The organism is Microvirga terrae (genome assembly GCF_013307435.2).
Lineage (GTDB): Bacteria > Pseudomonadota > Alphaproteobacteria > Rhizobiales > Beijerinckiaceae > Microvirga > Microvirga terrae.
Genome location: NZ_CP102845.1, coordinates 3,544,430 through 3,564,870, shown reverse-complemented (window position 1 = coordinate 3,564,870; position 20,441 = coordinate 3,544,430). Strand labels below are relative to the sequence as shown.

Here is a 20,441-nt window from a genome sequence, read left to right as displayed (position 1 = left end):
CCAGACGCCAGTTCGTGTTCGGTGAATCGCGGCCATCACCTCTCGTCGATCGCGATGGCGTTGCGGGAGCCGAGCATGGAATGGATTGACGAGAAGGCTCGTCCGACCCTGGAACCTTGATGACGCGTTGCGCGCGGTCAGGTCTGCAGAGGCAAACCGAGATGGTGGGAGTTAGAACAGCTCAGTCAGTGACTGGCTCGCCGCAGCTTTCGGCACAAAGGACTCAATCGGTCGTGGCCGAAAGGCGGATCCACATTTCCGCAGGATGCGCTAGGCTTCGCGCATACCACGAGGATCGGAGCGCTTCATGACCGGCTATGGCGACACCTACTATGCCCGCACGCTCACGGATGCGGCGCGCTGCTCCTCGCTTGAGGGCGCCGTGAGCGCCGACGTCGTCATCGTGGGTGGTGGATTGGCTGGTCTCACGGCCGCTCTCGAACTCGCGCGGGCAGGGCGCTCGGTGGTGGTTCTGGAGGCGGAGCGTGTCGGATGGGGAGCGTCCGGCCGCAATGGCGGCTTCGTCGGTCCTGGCTATGCGACGAGCCTTGCCAACATCACCCGCATGGTGGGAGCCGACCAGGCGAAGGCTCTGCATCGGCTGTCGATCGAAGGCGTGCGTATCGTCGAAGACAACCTCAACACTCTCGGCATGACCGACAATGCTCGCGTCTATGGCAAGATGAGCGTTCTCCGATACCATGATCCCGACGGCCTTGCGCGCCAGTGCGAGATGATGAAGCGGGAATTCGATTACCGCCTCGAGGTGATGCCGACCGACGCCGTCAGGGACGTCCTGCGGTCGTCGAAATACTATCAGGCGCTCTACGATCCTGCCTCCTTTCACTTCCACCCGCTCAACTACGCCCGCGCCCTGGCGAAGGCGATCCAGGACCTGAACGGACGAATCTTCGAAGAATCACGCGTGGTCGGCTGCGATCTCGAAGGAGCCGAGAAGATCGTCAGGACGGAGCGGGGAGAGGTGAGGGCCCGTGACGTCGTTCTGGCGGGAGGCGGGTATACGGACAATCTCGTGCCGCGCCTGCGCCGGAGCATCCTGCCGATCGCCACTTATGTGCTCCTGACCGAGGCCGCGCCTGAGAAGATCGCCCAGGCCGTCCGGACACCCATGGCGATCAGCGACAACCGTCGTGCGGGCGATTACTACCGCTTGGTGGACGGGGGAACCCGGCTTCTCTGGGGTGGCCGGATTACCACGCAGACGACGGAGCCCCGCCGCCTGGCTGACATGATGCGCAGAACGATGGTCTCCACCTATCCGCAGCTCGAGGGCGTTCGCGTGGAGACGGCCTGGTCCGGCCTGATGGCCTATGCACGCCACCTGATGCCTTTGATCGGGAAGCTCCAGCCCGGAGTCTGGCACGTGTTCGGATTCGGAGGTCGCGGCATGAACACGACGGCTATCGGCGGGCGCGTCATCGCGGAAGGCATTCTCGGCACGAGCGACCGTTACCGGCGCTACGAGCCCTTCGGTCTCGCGTGGAACGGAGGTCCGTTTGGAGTGGCAGCCGCGCAGCTCACGTACTGGACCTATCAGGCCATGGATCTCGCGAAGGAACGCCGGGCGGCCCGCGCGGCCTGAAGGGTGTCCGTCGCTAGCGCATCGTGCGGCCCCGGCTTTCCGCACGATGCGCCGCTCAGGAAGGGATTGAGCATCGGATCCGTGCTCTAGGCTAGTCGTGGCCGAGACGCATGCGCCGTTCCAGGAACCGGCTGTAGGCGCCCATGCCGTAGGAGAACACCAGGAACACGACGGCTGCGAAGACGTAGCCCTCCAGAACAGCGATGCCGACCCAGTTCGGATCCGTCATCGCCGTGCGGACGGTCGACAGAAAGTCGAGCAGGCCAATGATCGTCACGAGAGTCGTGTCCTGGAAGAACCCGATGGAGATGTTGACCAGCGGCGGAATGGCGATCTTCAGGGCCTGCGGCAGAACGACGAGACGCATGGCCTGCCAGTAATGCAGACCCATGGCGCTCGCCGCCTCGTGCTGCCCGCGCGGAATGGCCTGCAGGCCGCCGCGGACCGCCTCGGCGATATAGGCAGCGGCGAAGATGATGATGGCGATCTGCGCCCGCAGCAGCTTGTCGACCGTGATCCCGCTCGGCATGAAGAGCGGCAGCATCACGGACGCCATGAACAGGATGCTGATGAGAGGCACGCCCCGGATCACCTCGATGAACACGATGGCGATCACCCGAATGGCGGGAAGCTTCGATGAGCGGGCGAGCGCAAGGACGACCCCGAGCGGAAATCCCAAGGCAAGCCCGACCGCAGAGAGCAGGAACGAGAGAGGCAGGCCACTCCATTGGGTCGTCGGCACGTAGGGCAGACCGAGAACGCCGCCGCCAATCAGGATCGCCGTCGCCACGATCGTGACGCCCCAAAGCGCGATGAGATTTCTGTTCCAGAAGCGCGGGATCATGGTGATCGCGATCGCACCCAGGAAGAGCACCATGGCGAGAAGCACGCGCCAGTGTTCGTCGTAGGGATAGACGCCGAAGATCATGAATCGAAGCTTCGCTTCGTAGAAGGGCCAGCAGGCCCCATGCCCGACCTTGCAGGCCTGGGCTCCACCTTCGGTCACGGCCCGCGTCACGAGCCAGCCATAGGCTCCCTTCACCCCGAGCCACAGGATCCACAGGCAGGCCAATGTGATGACGGCGTTGACGGGCGTTCCGAAGAGAGGCTTGAGCGTGCGATGCAGAAGCCGGCGCTCCACGCCCGGCTCTCTCTGCAACGGCATCTTGACCTGGGCTTCGGCGATGTCGGTCGCGGTCGTCATAGCTCAACGCTCCTTCAGCGCGACGCGGCTGTTGTACCAGTTCATGAACACGGAAATCGTGATCGACAGGCCGAGATAGACCAGCATGAAGATCGCGATACCCTCGATCGCCTGGCCGGTCTGGTTCATGGTCGTGTTCGATACCATGACGAGATCCGGATAGCCGATGGCGATCGCAAGCGACGAGTTCTTGAACAAGCTCAGGTAGCTGCTGGTGAGGGGCGGGATGATGACGCGCAGTGCCTGAGGCAGGACCACGAGGCGCATGGTCAATCCGTCCCGCAGACCCAGCGCACGGGCAGCCTCCCATTGACCCTTGCGTACGGAGAGAATGCCGCTCCGCACGATCTCGGCGATGCCGGCTGACGCGGACAGAGCAAGGCCGACGAGAAGGGCGGTGAATTCCGGCCTGAGCTGGGCACCGCCCGTCAGACGGAAGCGTCCCTTTTCCGGAAGGTCGACCGCAAAGTCGGGTTGCACGAGCAGAAGCGCGAGAACCGGCGGGAGCAGAACCGCCAGGACGATCCAGGGCCACAGGGCTCGTACGTTGCCGGTTCTGATCCGCTCGGCGGTCGCCCGGCGGTGAAAGATGACACCCAGGATACCGCCGAAGACGAGCGCCAGAAGAACGGTCGTGTGCGCGCTGGTCCACACGAGGGACGGCACGGTCAGGCCGCTGTTGCTGAGAAAGACGTGCGGCAGAATCTCCCATGCTTCCCGGACGGACGGCAGGCTCGTGACGATCAAGGCATACCAGAGGAAGAGATAGAGAAGCAGAGGCACGTTGCGAAGCGCCTCGACATAGAGGAAAGCCAAGAAGGCCAGCAGCGGATTGCGGGAGAGGCGGGCGATGCCCACGACAAGCCCGAGGATCGTCGCGAGAACGACGCTCCAGGCCGAGACCCAGACCGTATTGACGATTCCGGCCAGGATCGCACGTCCATAGGTGTCCGTGGGCTTGTAGTCGATCAGGGTCTGGCTGATCACGAAGCCTGCTTCACGGCTGAGATAGCCGAAGCCCGTCGCAATGTTCTGCTCCGCGAGCTTCTGCGACACGTTCGAGAACAGATACAATCCCAGAAGGACGATGCCCGCGACGGCGATCACCTGATAGAGAATGGCACGGAACCGCAGATTGTAGAGAAGTCTCGTCCCACTCATCGCATCGGCGCGCATGATGATCCTTTCCGGACAGAACCGAAGGCGAGCGGGCGACCGCGAGGCCGCCCGCCGATCTCAGGTTACCGGAACGGCGGCGCGTAAAGCAGGCCGCCCTTGGTCCAGAGTTCGTTCGGACCGCGCGTCAGGCCCAGCCGGGTCTTCGGCCCGAGATTGCGATCGAAGACTTCTCCGTAGTTCCCGACGGACTTGATGATGTTGTAGCCCCACTTGTTGTCGAGGCCGAGCATCTTGCCGAAATCGCCGTTCACGCCGAGCATGCGCTGGACTTCCGGGTCCTCGCTCTTGAGGAACTCGTCCACATTTGCCTGCGTGACACCCTTCTCCTCCGCCCCGATGAGCGTATAGACGGACCAGTTCAGAATATCGCGCCAGTTTGGGTCGTTCTGACGGATCGTCGGCGCAAGCGGCTCCTTCGAGATGGTCTCGGGCAGAACCACGTATTGCGACGGATCATTGGCGATGGCGCGGACGGAGGCAAGGTCCGAGCGATCGGTGGTGATGGCGTCGCAGCGTCCGTTGAAGAACGCATTTCGCCATTCATCCGAGTTCTCGAACACCACGGACTCGTACTTGATGTTCTTGGGACGGAAGAAGTCTTCCAGGTTCTGGAGCGTCGTGGTGCCGGGCAGGAGGCAGATGGCGGCATCGGCGAGTTCGCTGGCGCTCTTCACGTTGAGCTTGGAGGGAGCCATCAAGCCCTGACCATCGTAGAACACGACAGGGCCGAAATCGAGCCCGAGGGATGCGTCGCGCGTGAAGCTCCAGGTGTTCTGGCGGGACAGGATGTCCACCTCTCCGGACTGAACGGCCTGGAAGCGGACATTGGTGTTCAGCGGAACGTACTCGACCTTGTCGGGATCAGCGAAGACGGCGGCCGATACGGCGCGGCAGATGTCGACGTCGAAACCGCGCCGAACGCCCTTGTCGTCGGCATAGGAAAAGCCCGGGGCGACCGGCGACACGCCGCACAGAATCTTGCCGCGCTTCTTGACCGTGTCGAGTGTCGACTGAGCGGATGCCGGCGCTGCCGAAACAGCGGCGACGCTGGCGATGAGGCTCATTGCGAGCCAACGAACCATGGATTTTGGCTGTATCATAGCACTCCCTCTTCTCTGCGCCTTATCTGGTCGCTGAAGCGTAAAGCTAGACCCGAAACAACAATGGTTTCAAGGACTGATTTTCCTAGCGTGAGGCGTTTGAGACCTTGCTGATTGACTAAAAGGTATGCAAACTCGCCCGCGTTCAACCGCAGCGACTGCTGCACCCGCCCTTGCTGCGCGAGTGGTCCATGCCGATCCTTCCCAAAGCCGACATCGTCCTCACGAACGGCCGCGTCTTTCTTGGTTTCTCAGAACAGGTGACCGAAGCCATCGCCCTCTGGGCCGGGCAGGTCTTGGCCGCGGGAACCTCCGCCGACATGGAGCCTCTCATCGGGCCGGCGACCCGGGTGATCGACCTTCGCGGACGCCTCGCAACGCCCGGTCTGTGCGATTCACACATGCATCTTCTCCCCTATGGGGTGATCATGGGACATGTGGATGTGCGTGCCTCTTCCGCCCCGACCCTTGCTTCCCTGCTCGAAAAGGTGCGGCAGCGCGCCTCAATGACGCCGCCGGGCCACTGGATTCAGGGGCGCGGATACGATCAGTTCGAGCTCGACGTCGGACGTCATCCGCTGCGGGAGGAACTCGATGCGGTGGCGCCCGAACATCCCGTTGCGATTGTCAGGGCATGCGGCCATGTGACGATCTGCAATTCGAAGGCGCTCGAATTGGCCGGCATCGACGAGACGACGCCCGTTCCGCAGGGCGGCGCCATCGAGCAGCGAGACGGTCGGCTGACCGGCCTGCTGGCCGAGACCGGTCGTGATCGCCTCAAGGCTGTGCTGCCGGAGCCGACCGATCAGGAGCTCGTTCAAGCCATCGACGATGCCGGCCGGGCCTGCCTGTCCTACGGCATCACCAGCGTCATGGATGCAGGCGTGGGAATGAGGGCGGGCTACCGCGAGGTGGCCGCCTATCGCACGGCCCAGCGCCTCGGTCGTCTGCCGGTGCGGACGACCCAATGCCTGCTTGGAGGGCCGGGCGGGATCGTGGAGCAGGCCTATGCGGATGGCGTGGTGACCGGCGTGGGGGATTCCATGCTGCGGGTCGGACCGGTCAAGATCTTCACCGACGGCAGCGCTGGCGGCCGGACGGCCGCGATGAGCGAGCCTTATGTCGGAGAGCCGCGAACCACCGGTCTGATGCTTCTGCACGACAACGAGATGAACGACCTCGTGCACGATTACCATGCCAAGGGCTATCAGCTTGCGGTCCACGCGATCGGCGACGCCGCCATCGAGCAGACCCTCAACGCGTTCGAGCTTGCCCTCGAGGCGATGCCGGATCCCGATCGTCGCCATCGCATCGAGCATGCGGGCTATGCCAGAGCGGATCAGAACGACCGAATGAAGCGCCTCGGCGTTCAGCCGGTGCCGCAGCCGGTGTTCATCTATGATTTCGGCGACCTGTATGTTTCAGTGGTCGGCGAAAAGCGCGCGAAACCGTCCTATCCCCTCCGGACGTGGATCGACCTTGGCTTCAAGCCTGCGGCCGGCAGTGACGCTCCGGTCTGCGACATCAATCCGTTCCCGAACTTCTTCTCCATGCTGACCCGCAAGACATCGCACGGAACCGTCATGGACGAGCGGGAAACGGTGTCGATCGAGCAGGCCATCATGGCCTTCACGGAATTCGGAGCCTACGTGAACAAGGCGGAGCATGAATGGGGACGCCTCGTCCCAGGCTTTGCGGCGGATATCGCGGTCTTCTCACGCGACATGCTGACGGCATCCCCTGAGGATATCCTCCATGATACCCGGTGCGATCTCACGATCCGCGGCGGCGAGGTCGTGTTCGACCGCCATGGCGAGACCACCCGCTGATTTCAGCGCATCGGACGAAACGCGAAAGGCCCCAGAGATCTCCGGGGCCTCTTTTCATACTGCGAGCGTCGCTCAAGGTTGATCAGCCGCGAACAGGAAAGACCCGGGGGCTCAGTTCTTCCAGACCGCGTCCGGCCCAGTCACGCTGGGGCGCAGCCGCAATCGCTTCCGCCTGACCCCGGCGCAGCATTTCGAGATCCTCATCGATGTCGAAGTCGAGAACCTCGCCATCCCGAACGACTTGGCGGCCGTCCACATAGACGTCCTTGATGGCCCTGTCATTGGCCGAATAGACGAGGCTGCGAACCGGCTCGTAGTCGGGCTGCATGTAGGGATTGGCCATGTCAACGACGGAGAAGTCGGCCTTGCAGCCGGGCGCTAGGCGGCCCAGATCGGGGCGGCGGATCATGTCGGCGCCGACGGCCGTGGCCGCCATGAACGCGTCGTGGGTCGTCGCCGCCGTGAAGCTTCCCCCCACGATGCGGCCCGCATAACAGGCCATGCGGAGTTCATCGAGCATGTTGTGCGGGAAGCTGTCGGTGCCGATCCCGCATCGGATGCCGGCCTTCACGTAGCGCGTCAGGGTGTTCAGGGCGATGCCGCGCCGGGCGAAAACCACAGGGCAATGCGCCACCTGGGCGCCGCTGTCGCGCAGGCGCTCGAAGTCGTTGGCGTGCGGCCAGTGCAGCCAAGGATGATCGTTCAGGAAGATGCAGTGGCCGATGATCGTGTCAGGGCCAAGCGCGCCGATCCTGTCCAGCCATTCGATGGGGGTGCAGCCATAGCGCCGCATGATCTCCTGGAACTCGACGACGCTCTGGGCGGCGTGGATCTGGATCGGCTGACCGCGCTCCCGCGCCGCATCGAGCGCATCGCGGATCTGTCCTTCGGTGCAGGTATCGATCTGGGCCGGGCCGATAAAGCCCGTGATGCGCCCGCTCGAGTGCTTCGAAGCGGCATCGGCAATCTCGATCGCCTCGCGCAGGAGCCGGTCGCCCGTCGCCGGATCGAGATCATAGTCGACCGAGTGGCCATTGGTGGTCTTCCAGGGGCCAGACCGGAACATGCCCCAGAGCACGGCCCGAATGCCGGTCTCGGCATATTCGTCGGCCCAGGACGCCCGCGGGCGACCGAGGTCGCAGATGGTCGTGACGCCGCTCTTCAGCAATTCCGATGTCGCGACACGCAGCGCCGGGCGCGTGTATTCCGGGCCGATCTGAAAGACCGGCATGAACTCGTAGAGCGAGCTCTGACCCAGACGCGGGCTGCCCAGTTCCTCGAGCATGCCCTTCCAGCCGGGCTCGTGTCCGGGATGGCTGTGGACATCCACGAATCCGGGAATGATCATCATTTTGCGGGCGTCGATCTCGGCGTCGACCGGACCGGCATAATCCTGTCCGACATGAACGATGTTGTTGCCTCGGATCGCGAAATCCGCGTTCCTGAGGTAGACATGGGATCGGGCAGCCTCCTCCCAGGCGACGATCCAATCGCAATTCCGGAAGAGGGTCGTCTTGGTGGCGCTGGTCATTGCAGGCTCCATGAAGGCAGAGAGGGGGCTGAACCGGAGGTATGAATAGATTTACGCCGTGACGGCGTCCGACAGACGCACGTGACCGACTGCCATGGCGACGGCGGCCTGGGTCGGTTCGACGATCGGAATCCCGACAGCCTGTTCCAGGGCCCTGCGATAACGGGCCATGCCGGCGCACCCCATCACGAGAACGTCGGCGCCGTGGGTGGTTTTCAGAGTGTTTCCGACGTCGATCATGCGCCCCAGCGTCCGATCCTCCTCGGACAGATCCGCAACGCCGAGCCCGATCGGCAGGTCGGCGGCGAAGCGGTCTAGGACGCCCATCGCGCCGAAATAGCGAAGGTGCCGCGGGATGGATGTGGGCAGGATCGCGATGACGCCGAACCGCTGTCCGAGGGTGAGCGCCGTCAGCACGCCGCATTCCGCAATTCCGAAGACGCGGCGCCCGCTCTGTTCGCGGAGGGCATGGAGACCCGGGTCCGAGAAGCACGCGATGACGAACGCGCCCGCGTCCTCCTCCAGCTCGGCGGCCTTGCGCAGCATGGGCATGATGACGCCGTCCACGTCGCGTTGCGACTGGATTCCGGGCGGTCCTTCGGCCAGGGACAGGCACACGATGTCCGGTCCATCGGCGCTGCGCAGAGGAGCCACGGCTCTGTCGATCGCCGCCATGACGGTCTGCGACGAGTTCGGGTTGATCACATAGACGGGCGATCCCATGGTGACCTCATCCTCAGCGAGCGAGCGGCAGGGAGTAGGGCGCAAGAACCGACAGGGAGCGACCTTGCGGATCGTCCCGTTCGGCCTGCCGGCAGGCGCGCTTCTGCGCATCACGCAGTTCCCGCACCGCGCCGTCATAGTCGAGATGGACGATGCATCTGTCCTTCACCACGGCTTGGCCGTCCACATAGACGTCGCGGATGGCGCGCTCCGCCGCGCAATGAATCAGATTGCGCAGCGGATCGTAGACCGGCTGCATGGCCGGATGGCTCAGATCCACCAGGGACAAATCCGCCTTGGCCCCGGTGGCAAGACGTCCGATGTCGTCCCGGCCGAGAGCGCGTGCGCCGCCGGTCGTGGCGGCCGAAAACAGGCCTCCGGTGTCGAGATCGAAGACGCTGCGGCCGGCGACGCGTGAGCAGATCAGCGCCTCGCGCATTTCCTCCAGCATGTTGAAGGGATAGCTGTCGGTGCCGAGCCCGACATTGACGCCCGCACGACGATAGGTCCCCAGGCTTTCCAGGGTCATGCCGCTGCGCGCGAAGGTGACCGGGCAATGAGCGACGGACGTGCCGCTCTCGGCCAAGCGCGCGAGGTCGTCTCGGCTGCGCTGCCGGGTCCAGGAATGGTGATCCAGAAAGATGCAATGGCCGAGGATCAGGTCAGAGCCGAGAATGCCCAGGCGCTCAAGCATCTTCGGTGCGGTCTCACCGGTCCGCCGCAGCAATTCCTCGTGCTCGGCCATGGTCTGCGCCGCATGGATGGTGATGCGCAGCCCGCGGCTGCGGGCCTCGCCAACCGCCATCTGCAGCAGCTCTTCGGAACACGTTTCGATCTGCGACGGGGCGACGACGCCGTCGATACGGCCGCTGGGATGTGCACGGGCCTCCTCCACGAAGGCCAGAGCGTCGGCATAGCGCTCGCGACCTCGGCCCTTGTTCCAGTCGAAGTCGAGACGATGGCTCCCGGCCATGCGCCATTGTGCCTCCCGGAATCCGGGCGCGAGATAGGCCCGCAATCCGCTCCCCGCCGCAAGCGAGAGCCATTTCGGATGCGGCGATGCGATGTCGAGATGGGTGGTCACGCCGCTGCGCATCAGGTCGCCCAGCATCACCGTCTGGCAGGCGGCCTTGGCATCCGCGTCCGAATCGATCAGAGCCGAGTACTCATAGAGGGCATTGCCCCACAGAGCGGCGGTTCCGACATCCTCGAACAGGCCCTTGGCAATCGGCTCGTCACCGGAATGGCAATGAACGTTGACGAGGCCCGGCATCACCATCAGGCTCTCACCGGCGATCTCCTCGTCGGCAGGACCCGAGTATGCCGGGCCGATATACACGATGCCGGACCTCGAGAAGGCGACGTCGGCGTCTTGTCGATAGACATGGCACGAGGCCTCCTCGTCCCAGGCGACGACCCAGGCGGCCTGTCGAACAACCTTGATTGTGTCTGTCATGATTGATCGGATCCATGCAAGCGGGTTGAGGGGCAGCGGCCAGCGTGCCGACAGGCTTTCGAAAGGACGATCACAGCAGTTGCGCGCCGAAATTGCTGCCCGGATCGAACTCGGGGCTCAGCCGCCCCGTCGGCCGCATGGAGGGCGCGCAGCCGCGCAGCTGCAGCCGACCCGATCCGGGAGCAGCCTTGAGCGTGCCGTCGGCGAGGATCGTGTCGCCACGGCGCAGAACGGTCTCCGGCCAGCCCTTCAGCCTTCGACCCGCAAAGGGGTTGTAGCCGACATTGTCGTGCAGTCCGTCGTCGGTGAGAACGACCTCACGGTCCGGATCCCAGACAACGACATCCGCATCGGCGCCGACCGCGATGGCCCCCTTGCGAGGATGAAGCCCGTAGATCTTCGCCGGAGCTGTCGCGGTCAGCTCCACGAATTTCTCGAGGCTCGAACGTCCCTGGCTCACCATGGCGTCGAAGAGCAGCGGCAGGCGGGTCTCCAGCCCGGGCAGCCCGTTCGCGATCTGCTTGAAGTCGGGATTGGCGCCGGCGGCGAGCTTGCCGCTTTCATCGAACCTGTACGGAGCGTGATCGGAGGAAACCACCTGGAGGTCGCCGAGTTCAAGCCCGCGCCACAAGGCCTCCTGATCCGATGTGGCGCGGGGAGGCGGGGAACACATCCACTTGGCGCCTTCCAGTCCGGGCCGGTCGAGGTCTTGAGCCGTGAGGAACAGATATTGCGGGCAGGTCTCGGCGAAGACCTTGATGCCCTCGCCGCGCGCGCGCCGGATGACCGCGGCACCCTCGGCCGTCGACACATGGAACAGCATGATGGGCTGGTCGAGAAGCTGGGAAAAGCGGATGAGGCGCTCGAAAGCCTCGATCTCGCAGACCCGCGGATGACTGACGCCATGGTATTTCGGCGCCACGTATCCGCGGGCTACCAGCCTGTCGGCCATCCACTTGATCATGCCGTGATTTTCGGCGTGGGCGCAGATCATGGCTCCATACTTGCGGGCCACCATCATGACGTCGAGAATCTGTTCGTCGAGAAGGCGGACCCGATCATAGGTCATGAAGATCTTGATCGACCGGTGTCCGGCCTCGATCAGCCGGGGCAGGTCCTGCTCCAGAGTTTCGGGGGTCGGATCGGAAATCCACAGATGGAAGGCGTAATCGATCACCGCCCCGGCCGCGGCCAGACGCGCGTAGTTCTCCACGACGTCACCCAGCCTGTCGCCCCGATGTTGCGCCGCGAAGGATATGACGGTGGTCGTGCCGCCGAATGCCGCCGATCGTGTGGCCGACTCGAACGTGTCGGCGTTCATCAACCCGCCGCCCGAAAGCTGCTCGATATGGCAATGGGCATCCACGCCGCCGGGAAGGAGCAGCTTGCCGGCGGCATCGATGGTCGACCGGCCCTGAAGCTCACGGCCGAGGGCAGCGATCAATCCATCCTGGATCGCCACATCCATCGCAGCGACGCCTTCCGTCGACGCGACACGCCCGCCTTTGATGACCAGATCGTATTCGGTCAATAGATTTCCCCCCGAGGGTGCCCGGATGATCGCTTGCTTTTCTGTTCTTGCGACTCGCAATCTACGCTGACGAATTCGGCATCAGCAAGGATAAGTTGACGGTGGACGCGAGATCCAAAAAAGACTTTGCGGAGCACCCCGCAGGCCTCCGGCGCATTTCGCAAGTCGCCCCCGACGAAGGTTTTGCACCGCAACAGCGTGAGCACCAAGTTCAACCGGCCTTCAGCTGAGGCAGAACATGCGCCGGAACGGCGGCTTGGAGGCCGCACCAGGTGCAGGCTGCCGTCACGATCAGTACGATGATCGCAGGTCCGGCGAACGGGTCGTGTCCACCCCGCAAGAGACCTACGGCGAAGGGGCAGAGCGATGCACCGAGATAGCCGATGCTCTGCGACATGCCCGACAGCATGGCTGTCACCTCGGCTGTCGGCGCCCTGATGGTGACGAACAGAAGCGCCATGCCAAACAATCCTCCCTGACCCAGACCGAGAAGCAGTGCCCAAAGAAGTCTGCTCTCGAGAGGAGCATAGATCAGTCCGAGAAAGCCCAGGCAGGTCGCCGCAAGAACGAGCACGATCATCAATCGCGGGGATACACGCTCTGCTGCGAGTGAAGGAACCAGAAGGGCCGTCGCCGTCTGCGCCAGGATCGACACGGAGGTCGCGGCGCCGGCATCCAGGACGTCGAGGCCACGATCGCGCAGCAGGGTCGGCAGCCATCCGAGAACGATGAAGGCCAGTCCGGCCTGGAGCCCCATGAAGGCCGTCACGTACCAGGCGAGCCGGTCTCGCAGCAGAAGCGAAAAGCGCGGCAGCGAGCCAGTCCCCGTCGTGGCGGCTCCGGAAGAGGCAAGGACGACCCACAGCAATCCGGCGACGAGAGCCGGCGCGCTCCAGCTTGCGAGCGCCAACGTCCAGGACTGCCAAGTCCTTTCGAGGATCGGCGTCAGCCCCGCGGCGCTGGCCCCCCCGATGCTCAGGACCATGGTATAGAGACCTGTCATCAGCCCGAGGCGGCCGGGAAAGCGACGGCGGATCACGACGGGCAGGAGTACGCCTGCCATGCCGATCGCTGCCCCGGCCACTAGCGTTCCGGCGAACAAGGCCGAACTCAGAGGCAGCATGCGCAATGCAAGCCCGGCGGCCAGGCCTGTGAGGAGCAGCGCGATCGCGCGCTCGAGCCCGAGTTTTGCGGACAGGAGCGGTGCGAACGGCCCGAAGATCCCGAAGCAGAGCACCGGCAAGGTCGTCAGAACGCCGATCCAGACGCTGCTCAGGCCGAGCCCGTTCTGAATTTCGGCCGCCATGGTGGCGATGGACGTGAGGGCGGGGCGAAGGTTTATCGCGGCCAGAACGATGCACGCGATCGTGAAAGCCACGGGGACATGACGAACCCGCGCAGTGGAGTGCGGAGCCGCCATTCCGTCGGACTTCAGATCATTGCGCTTGAGCATGACACATCCTTCCAGTCACGGGATCATGACCGGCCTTGTCGGTTCGACCATCCTTGCGAACTCAGCCCGTCAGGTTCCGATCTGGTCCGTGGCCCGCACGTGCCGCCAGAACGTTGTCGGCGTTTCCAGCATGGACCGGAAGCCGGTCCGGTCGAGCATCGCCTCGGTTTCGCGTTGCGCGTCGTCGAGGATCTCGTCCTCGTCCACGAAGGTCGCCTTGCGGTTCTGCAGCGCGATGCGGCCGTCCACGATGACGGTGTCCACATCGTTGCCATTGGCGAAGTAGATGAGCCGGAAGACCGGCATGTTGAGCGGGTAAAGGTGGGGACGCCGCAGATCGAGCAGCACCACGTCGGCCTTCTTGCCGACTTCGAGCGATCCGATATCCTTGTCCATGCCGAGCGCCTTGGCGCCGTCGATGGTGCACATCTCGAGAACCCGACCCGGTGGCAGCCAAGTGGGATCCTTGAAGTGGGTCCGGTGGTAGTGCATGCATTGCTGCATGTGCCGGAACATGTCGCCGGAGCGATCGGGCGCGGTGGCGTCCGATCCGAGGCACACGTTGGCTCCGGCCTCCAGCAGTTCCGGAACGGGGCAGCGGCCGAGGATCGACGCAATGGCGCTCGGGTTGTGGGCGATGCTCGTGCCCGTGTCCGCCACGATCCTGATTTCGTCGTCGGTGAGGTTGGTGGAATGGGACAGGAGGGCGTTCGGCCCGAGGATGCCGAGCTCCTTCGCATAAGCGACGCTGCCATTCGTGTGGCCGTCCTGGGTGAAGACGAGCCCGGCCTCGCGGGCGAGATCGGCCGTCAGGCGGGCCTGACGCCTGGCCTCGTTCAGGTTGTCTCGCCCGAGTTCATCCACGTGCTCGGCGCGCAGGGTGGGAGTGATCAGCGCAATGTTGAGGCGACCGCCATGCGTGCCGTGCCAGGATTCGATCAGGGTCCGGCAGGTCTCGAACTGCTCTTCGAACGTCACGGGACGCTCGACGGCCCTGCCGTCGACGAAGCGGGCATAGGTGCGCGGATGCGGCGGTCGCGTCGGCCCAACCGCGACGACGGATCGGGTCCCGACCTCGCGCACGCCCTCGCAATGGGCGTCCCCGTAAACCGGCTCGTCGGTGCGCAGAATCGTGTCGCCGCCGCCCAGTAGGGAGACGCCCGTCGTCACGCCGAACCGCAGGCGCTCGAGCGCCGCCAACCGGGCTTCGGCCCGCCAGAATTCCGGCGTCGACGCGACGGTGTAAGCCTGATGACAGGCCTCGTACCAGTCGTCTCCATTGCCGCCGCCCATCGTCTTGATGAGGCCGTGGCCCGCATGGGCGTGCCCGTCGACCAGCCCGGGCATGACGATCTTGCGGCTGGCGTCGATCACCGTGGCGGCCTGATGATCCGTGAGGATCTCATCGGTCGTCCCGACGGCGACGATGCGGTCCTTCTCGATGGCAACGGCGCCGTTCTCGATGACCCGGCGCTCCGGGTCCATCGTGACGACGATGCCGTTGGTGATGATGATGTCGGCCATGCCATATGCTCCGGTCGGTCAGGCGGCTTTGGGTTCGCCGCGGATGCGGTCGAGGGTGGGGACGAGCGACAGCAATTCCTGCGTGTAGGGATGCTGCGGCCGGTCGAAGAGAGATTCCGAGTCTGCCTGTTCCAGCAGCTTTCCCTGTCGCATCACGGCGACGCGGTCGCACATCTGGCGCACCACGGCGAGATCGTGGCTGATGAGCAGCAGGGTGAGGCCGGTGGCGTCGCGCAGATCTTTCAACAGGTTGAGGATCTGCGCCTGAACCGAAACGTCGAGGGACGATGTGGGCTCGTCGCAGACGATGAGCTTCGGACGGGCGCCCAGGGCTCGGGCGATGGAGAGGCGCTGCCTCTGGCCGCCGGAGAAGGCATGCGGGAAGCGCTGCGCGGCCTCCGCCTCGAGGCCGACGGCTTCGATGAGCCGTGCGACATCGCTCTCGGCCTCCGCGCGGCTGCCGGCGAGCCGGTAGAACAGGATCGGCTCGGACAGAATCGATCCGATGCGCATGCGACTGTTGAGCGACGAGTAGGGGTCCTGGAAGATCATCTGGATCGCCTGCCGCAAAGGTCCGATCCGCCGGGTCGCGCCGTCGCCCGCGATGCTCTGGCCCCGGTAGAGCACGCGGCCTTCCGAGGGACGCACGAGCCCCGAAACGACATTGGCGATCGTGGTCTTGCCGCAGCCCGATTCTCCCACGAGGCCGAACACTTCGCCGCTGCGGACCGAGAAGGACACGTCGTCCACCGCGCGAAACTGCCGCCCGCGCGAACCCGGGATCCAGCCGCCCGTGACATAGTCGACGCACAGGTTCTCGACGGACAGGATGGGCGATGAATCGGCACCGGCTTCCGGGCCTTGGGCCCTCGCGCGCAATTCCGCACGAGCCTCCTCGGCGCGGCCCTTGCCCTCGTCGCCGAGAACCGGGAACCGGTCGAGACGCTGATCGATGCGCGGGACGGCGCCGATCAGGGCCTTGGCATAGGCCGCCTTCGGCCGGCGCAGAACCTCCTCGGTCGTGCCGGTCTCGACGACCTTGCCCCGATGCATGATCGTGACGCGATCGGCAATCTGAGCGACGACGCCCATGTTGTGCGTGACCAGCAGAATGCCGATGCCGCGACTGTCCGCCAGATCGCGCAGAAGCTTGAGGATCTGAGCCTGGACCGACACGTCCAGGGCTGTCGTCGGCTCGTCCGCGACCACGAGCTTGGGATTGCAGGACAGGGCGGCGGCGATCACGACGCGCTGGCGCTGGCCGCCGGACAGTTGGTGCGGGTAGGCCTTGAGGCGCCGCCGCGGCTCCGGGATCCCGACCGATTCCAGCAGTTCGAGCGCGCGAACCCGGGCAGCAGCCTTGCCGAGCCTGAGATGGAAGCGCATCGCCTCCGTGAGCTGGCTCTCGATCGTGAAGAGCGGATTCAGGCTCGTCATCGGGTCCTGAAACACGGCCCCGACATCGCGGCCGAGAACGATGCCGGCGGCCGATCCCTTGGCCGCGTCGAACTTCCTGCCGTCGATGTGAATGGTGCCGGCCGCGATGCGTCCGGGCTTCTCGAGAAGCCCCATCACGGTGTTGCCGATGGTCGTCTTGCCGGCGCCGGATTCGCCCACCAGGGCGTGGATTTCGCCGGGGCGGATGATGAGGGACGCATTCTCGACGGCCGTGAAGACCTCTCCGCTGGCGAGAGGATACTCGACCTGCAGGCTGTCGATGGCGAGCACGGGAGTGGATGGCGCGGTCATCGTTTGACCCTCAACTTGGGATTGAAGCGGTCGCGGAGCCAGTCGCCGACGATGTTGACGGCAAGAACCAGGATCACGAGGGCAAGCGCCGGGAACATGGCGATCCACCAGATGCCCGAGAACACGAACTCGTTGCCGATCCGGATGAGGGTGCCGAGCGACGGATAGGTGGGAGGCATGCCGACACCGAGGAACGAAAGGGTCGCCTCGGTGAGCACGGCGGCCGCGAGATTGATCGTGGAGATGACGAGGACCGAGCTCATCACGTTCGGCAGGATATGCCGCAGCATGATCCGCCGCGGCGGCAGGCCAATGACCTTTGCGGCGCGCACGTAGTCCTTCGCCGTCTCCACCATGGTGGCGGCCCGGACGGTCCGGGCATATTGCACCCATTCATGAATGGCGATGGCGCAGATCAGGATGAGGGGCGCCCATTCGGCTGTCGCCGCGCCCGGGAAGATCGCCCGCGCGATGCCGCTGACGAGAAGGGCCAGCAGGATCGTGGGAAAGCTCAGGATCACGTCGCCGATCCGCATGATCAGGGCATCGACCTTGCCGCCGTAATAGCCGGCGAGAAGGCCCAGCGTGACCCCGAGCGTGGCCGCCAGCAGGACCGCGCCGCCGCCGATGGCGATGGACACGCGCGCACCGTAGAGCATGGCGGAGAGGAGGTCGCGCCCCTGATTGTCGGTGCCGAGGAGGAAGCGCGGATCCCCGTCGGTCACGAAGGCGGGAGGCAGTTCGGCATTGATCAGCTCGAAGGAAGCCAGATCGGTGGGATCGTAAGGGGCGATCCAGGATGCCAGCAGCGCGCACGCGATAATGAGCAGGGCGAGGATTGCAGCGACGATGACCGAGATCGGAGCGCCCAATCGAAGGAACAGGCCGGGAGTGGAAGCGAGCGTTTTCATGCGGACCTCGCGCGCAGGCGGGGATCGACCACCGCGTAGAGGATATCGACGACGGCGTTGATGAGGACGAAGAGCAGGCCGACGAACAGCAGGTAGGCGGCCATGACCGGGATATCGACGAAACTCACAGCCTGGATGAACAGGAGGCCCATCCCCGGCCATTGGAAGACCGTCTCGGTCACGATGGCGAAGGCGATGAGCGAGCCTATCTGCAAGCCCGTCACCGTGATGACGGGCATGAGGGCGTTCCGGAGGGCGAGCCGGAAGTGAATGTATCGTGTAGGCAATCCCCGGGCTTTCGCGAAGCGGATGTAGTCGCTGGACAGCACGTCGATCATCTCGGCCCGCACCAGCCGCATGATGAGAGTGAGCTGATACAGAGCAAGCGTGATACCGGGGAGCAGAAGAGACTTGAGGCCGCTTGCCGTGAGAAAGCCTGTCGACCACCAGCCGAGATCGACCACCTGGCCGCGTCCGAAGGAGGGCAGCCAGCCCAGAGACACGGCGAAGACCAGAATGAGCACGATGCCGGTCACGAAGGTCGGCGTCGAGATCCCGATGAGCGAAAGGGCCTGCACGAGCCGCGCGGCAACGCCGTTCGGCCTGAGGGCACAGAGCACCCCGAGCGGGATGCCGAGGGCAAGCGACAGGACCGTCGCGACCAGCACCAGCTCCAGCGTCGCGGGAAGCCTCTCGGCAATGAGCTGGGTGACCGGACGTTGATTGCGGTAGCTGATGCCCAGGTCGCCGCTCAGGGTTCGGCCGAGAAAGCGGCCGTACTGGACGACCAGCGGCTGATCGAGGCCGAGGGAGCGCCGGAGCTCCGCCTTCTCCTCCACGGAGGCGTTCTCGCGCGACATGGTCGCAACGGGATCGCCCACATAGCGGAACATCACGAACGACACCGCCGACACGACGAGCATCACGAGGGCTGCCTGACCCAGCCGGGAGATGAGGACTTTGAACATGGGTGCTTCCCCGGCGGCCCGCCCGGATCAGGCGAGCCGCGCGTCTCCAAAGGGTTGACTTGCGGGTTCACTTGACCGTCGCGAACCACAGGCGGACGTACTCGTCCGGGAACTGCGGAACGTCGACGCCGTCGCGGACCGCCCAGGCCAGCGGCTGCTGGTGGAGCGGGATGTAGGCCACTGTGTCCCGTGCGACCTTGAGCGCTTCGGCCAGCATGGCGCGGCGCTTGGTCTCGTCGAGCTCGACGGCGGCCTTTCGGGTCAGCTCCTCGATCTTGGGATTGCTGTAGGTGCCCGCGTTGGAGCCGCCATAGCCGTCCTTCTGCTCGGTGAGCAGGGACGAGAGCACGCTGAAGCCGTCCATGGGCGGCAAGGTTGCCCAGCCCACCATCGAAACATCGAACTCGCCGCGGTCCTGGCGCGGGAAGTAGGTGGCGCGGGACTCGGTCTGGAGTTCCGCCTGGATGCCGACCTTCGCCCACATGGACGCAATCGCCACGCAGGTCTGCTCGTCGTTGATGTAGCGGTCGTTCGGGCAGTTCAGCTTGGTCTTGAAACCGTTTGGATAACCGGCTTCAGCCAGGAGCTGCTTGGCCTTGGCCTGGTCATAGGCCAGAGGCACGTCGTTCTCCTTCGCGTAGCCCGGGACCGGCGGTGCGACGAGCGTTCCGGTCGTCCGCGACTTGTCGCGCATAACCCGCTTCTTGATCGTCTCGAGATCAATGGCATGCCACATGGCCTGACGCACCTTGACGTCGAGCAGCGGGTTCTTCTGGCCCGGCATGGCCTTCAGCTCGGGACGGACATTGAGCGAGAGCATGATCAGGCGGAGCGACGGCTCCTCGATGACCTTGAAGCCCGGAGATGCGGAGATCCGCTGGAGATCCTGGAGCGGCGCCGGGGCGATCAGGTCGAGTTCACCCGACAGGAGAGCCGCGACTCGGGTTGCGTCCGACTTCACCGGCTTGAACTCGATGCGGGTGAGGTTGTGCTGGGGCTTGTCCCACCAGTCCGGGTTGACCACGAAGGTCGTGCCAGCGTCCGGCTTGTACGATTCCACCTTGAACGGCCCGGTGCCGACGGCGGTGGTCGATGCGGCCGTCGTGACGCCGGTCGCGATGTTGCCGGGCTTCAGGGCGCCGTTGGCCTCCATCCATTCCTTGTCGAGGATGTAGATGCCGGCGAGATCGTTGAGGAGAAGCGGATAGGGTCCCTGCGTGACGATGTCGACCGTGAAGTCGTCGACCTTTTCCGCCCTGACCACGGTCGCCAGGTTGCCGCGGGCCCGGGCTCCGGGATCGAGGATGCGGCTGATCGAGGCCACCACGTCGTCCGCCGTGAATGGGTTCCCGTTGTGGAATTTCACGTTCCGGCGCAGCTCAAAGCGCCAGGTGTCCGGCTTCACGGTCTTCCAGCTTACCGCCAGGGCCGGTTCAAGCTCGAGCGTGCGGCCGCGGCGCACCAGCGGGTCGAAGACGTGGTGGAGCATGCTCGTGGTGAAGCTCTCCGTATGGGCGTAGGGATCGAGTGTGGTGATGTCCGTGGGCGAGGCCCACCGCAGGGTCTTGGCCTCTGCCGGCATCCCGATCAGGACGCCGGCGATCGTCAGGCTGGCAGCGAGTCTGGTGTTCATTTCGGCCTCCACAGATCCTCTGGAATGGATTCTTTATTGGATACAAT

Annotated in this window: 15 protein-coding genes; 2 read left to right on the top strand and 13 right to left on the bottom strand. The window is 64.7% G+C overall.

What is annotated here, in order from left to right:
* Positions 1-307 precede the first annotated feature (307 nt).
* A complete protein-coding gene (locus HPT29_RS16745) occupies positions 308-1,603 on the top strand; it encodes an NAD(P)/FAD-dependent oxidoreductase (RefSeq protein WP_173949246.1) in 1,296 nt (431 codons plus the stop codon).
* A gap of 91 nt (positions 1,604-1,694) precedes the next feature.
* Here the strand turns inward: HPT29_RS16745 and HPT29_RS16740 are convergent, their stop codons facing one another.
* The 3 genes from HPT29_RS16740 to HPT29_RS16730 all read right to left on the bottom strand — a co-directional run bounded on the left by HPT29_RS16740 (position 1,695) and on the right by HPT29_RS16730 (position 5,086).
* Entirely contained in the window at positions 1,695-2,807 is a 1,113-nt protein-coding gene (locus HPT29_RS16740; RefSeq protein ID WP_173949247.1) for an amino acid ABC transporter permease, read from the bottom strand.
* A gap of 3 nt (positions 2,808-2,810) precedes the next feature.
* Positions 2,811-3,983, bottom strand: coding sequence for an amino acid ABC transporter permease (locus tag HPT29_RS16735; RefSeq protein ID WP_173949248.1), 1,173 nt, complete (start codon positions 3,981-3,983; stop codon positions 2,811-2,813).
* Positions 3,984-4,048: 65 nt separating this feature from the next.
* Complete coding sequence (locus tag HPT29_RS16730) at positions 4,049-5,086, bottom strand: amino acid ABC transporter substrate-binding protein (protein WP_173949249.1); 1,038 nt, start codon at positions 5,084-5,086, stop codon at positions 4,049-4,051.
* Between the two features lie 191 nt (positions 5,087-5,277).
* Between HPT29_RS16730 and HPT29_RS16725 the strand changes: the two genes are divergently transcribed.
* Positions 5,278-6,915: an amidohydrolase gene (locus HPT29_RS16725; protein WP_173949250.1), complete on the top strand. Its 1,638-nt coding sequence runs from the start codon at positions 5,278-5,280 to the stop codon at positions 6,913-6,915.
* An 82-nt stretch (positions 6,916-6,997) separates the two neighbouring features.
* On the opposite strand, the gene HPT29_RS16720 is transcribed toward HPT29_RS16725, so the two are convergent.
* The 10 genes from HPT29_RS16720 to HPT29_RS16675 all read right to left on the bottom strand — a co-directional run bounded on the left by HPT29_RS16720 (position 6,998) and on the right by HPT29_RS16675 (position 20,394).
* Positions 6,998-8,446, bottom strand: a complete 1,449-nt coding sequence (locus tag HPT29_RS16720; RefSeq protein ID WP_173949251.1) for an amidohydrolase family protein — start codon at positions 8,444-8,446, stop codon at positions 6,998-7,000.
* Between the two features lie 51 nt (positions 8,447-8,497).
* A complete protein-coding gene (locus HPT29_RS16715; protein WP_173949252.1) occupies positions 8,498-9,169 on the bottom strand; it encodes an aspartate/glutamate racemase family protein in 672 nt (223 codons plus the stop codon).
* Between the two features lie 13 nt (positions 9,170-9,182).
* Positions 9,183-10,625 carry an amidohydrolase family protein gene (locus tag HPT29_RS16710; protein ID WP_173949253.1) on the bottom strand — a complete coding sequence of 481 codons (1,443 nt, stop codon included), beginning with the start codon at positions 10,623-10,625 and terminating at the stop codon, positions 9,183-9,185.
* 70 nt (positions 10,626-10,695) lie between these two features.
* Positions 10,696-12,156 carry a dihydropyrimidinase gene (hydA, locus tag HPT29_RS16705; RefSeq protein ID WP_173949254.1) on the bottom strand — a complete coding sequence of 487 codons (1,461 nt, stop codon included), beginning with the start codon at positions 12,154-12,156 and terminating at the stop codon, positions 10,696-10,698.
* Between the two features lie 211 nt (positions 12,157-12,367).
* On the bottom strand, positions 12,368-13,609 hold the full coding sequence (locus HPT29_RS16700; protein ID WP_173949255.1) for an MFS transporter: 1,242 nt from the start codon (positions 13,607-13,609) through the stop codon (positions 12,368-12,370).
* Positions 13,610-13,678: 69 nt separating this feature from the next.
* Complete coding sequence (locus tag HPT29_RS16695) at positions 13,679-15,133, bottom strand: amidohydrolase family protein (RefSeq protein ID WP_173949256.1); 1,455 nt, start codon at positions 15,131-15,133, stop codon at positions 13,679-13,681.
* 18 nt (positions 15,134-15,151) lie between these two features.
* A complete protein-coding gene (locus HPT29_RS16690; protein ID WP_173949257.1) occupies positions 15,152-16,882 on the bottom strand; it encodes a dipeptide ABC transporter ATP-binding protein in 1,731 nt (576 codons plus the stop codon).
* Positions 16,879-17,793: an ABC transporter permease gene (locus HPT29_RS16685; protein WP_173949258.1), complete on the bottom strand. Its 915-nt coding sequence runs from the start codon at positions 17,791-17,793 to the stop codon at positions 16,879-16,881. Before HPT29_RS16685 ends, HPT29_RS16690 begins: the two co-directional genes overlap by 4 nt.
* Positions 17,790-18,761, bottom strand: coding sequence for an ABC transporter permease (locus HPT29_RS16680; protein WP_173949259.1), 972 nt, complete (start codon positions 18,759-18,761; stop codon positions 17,790-17,792). The genes HPT29_RS16685 and HPT29_RS16680 overlap by 4 nt, the downstream gene beginning before the upstream one ends.
* Positions 18,762-18,828: 67 nt before the next feature.
* A complete protein-coding gene (locus HPT29_RS16675; protein WP_173949260.1) occupies positions 18,829-20,394 on the bottom strand; it encodes an ABC transporter substrate-binding protein in 1,566 nt (521 codons plus the stop codon).
* Positions 20,395-20,441: the final 47 nt, after the last annotated feature.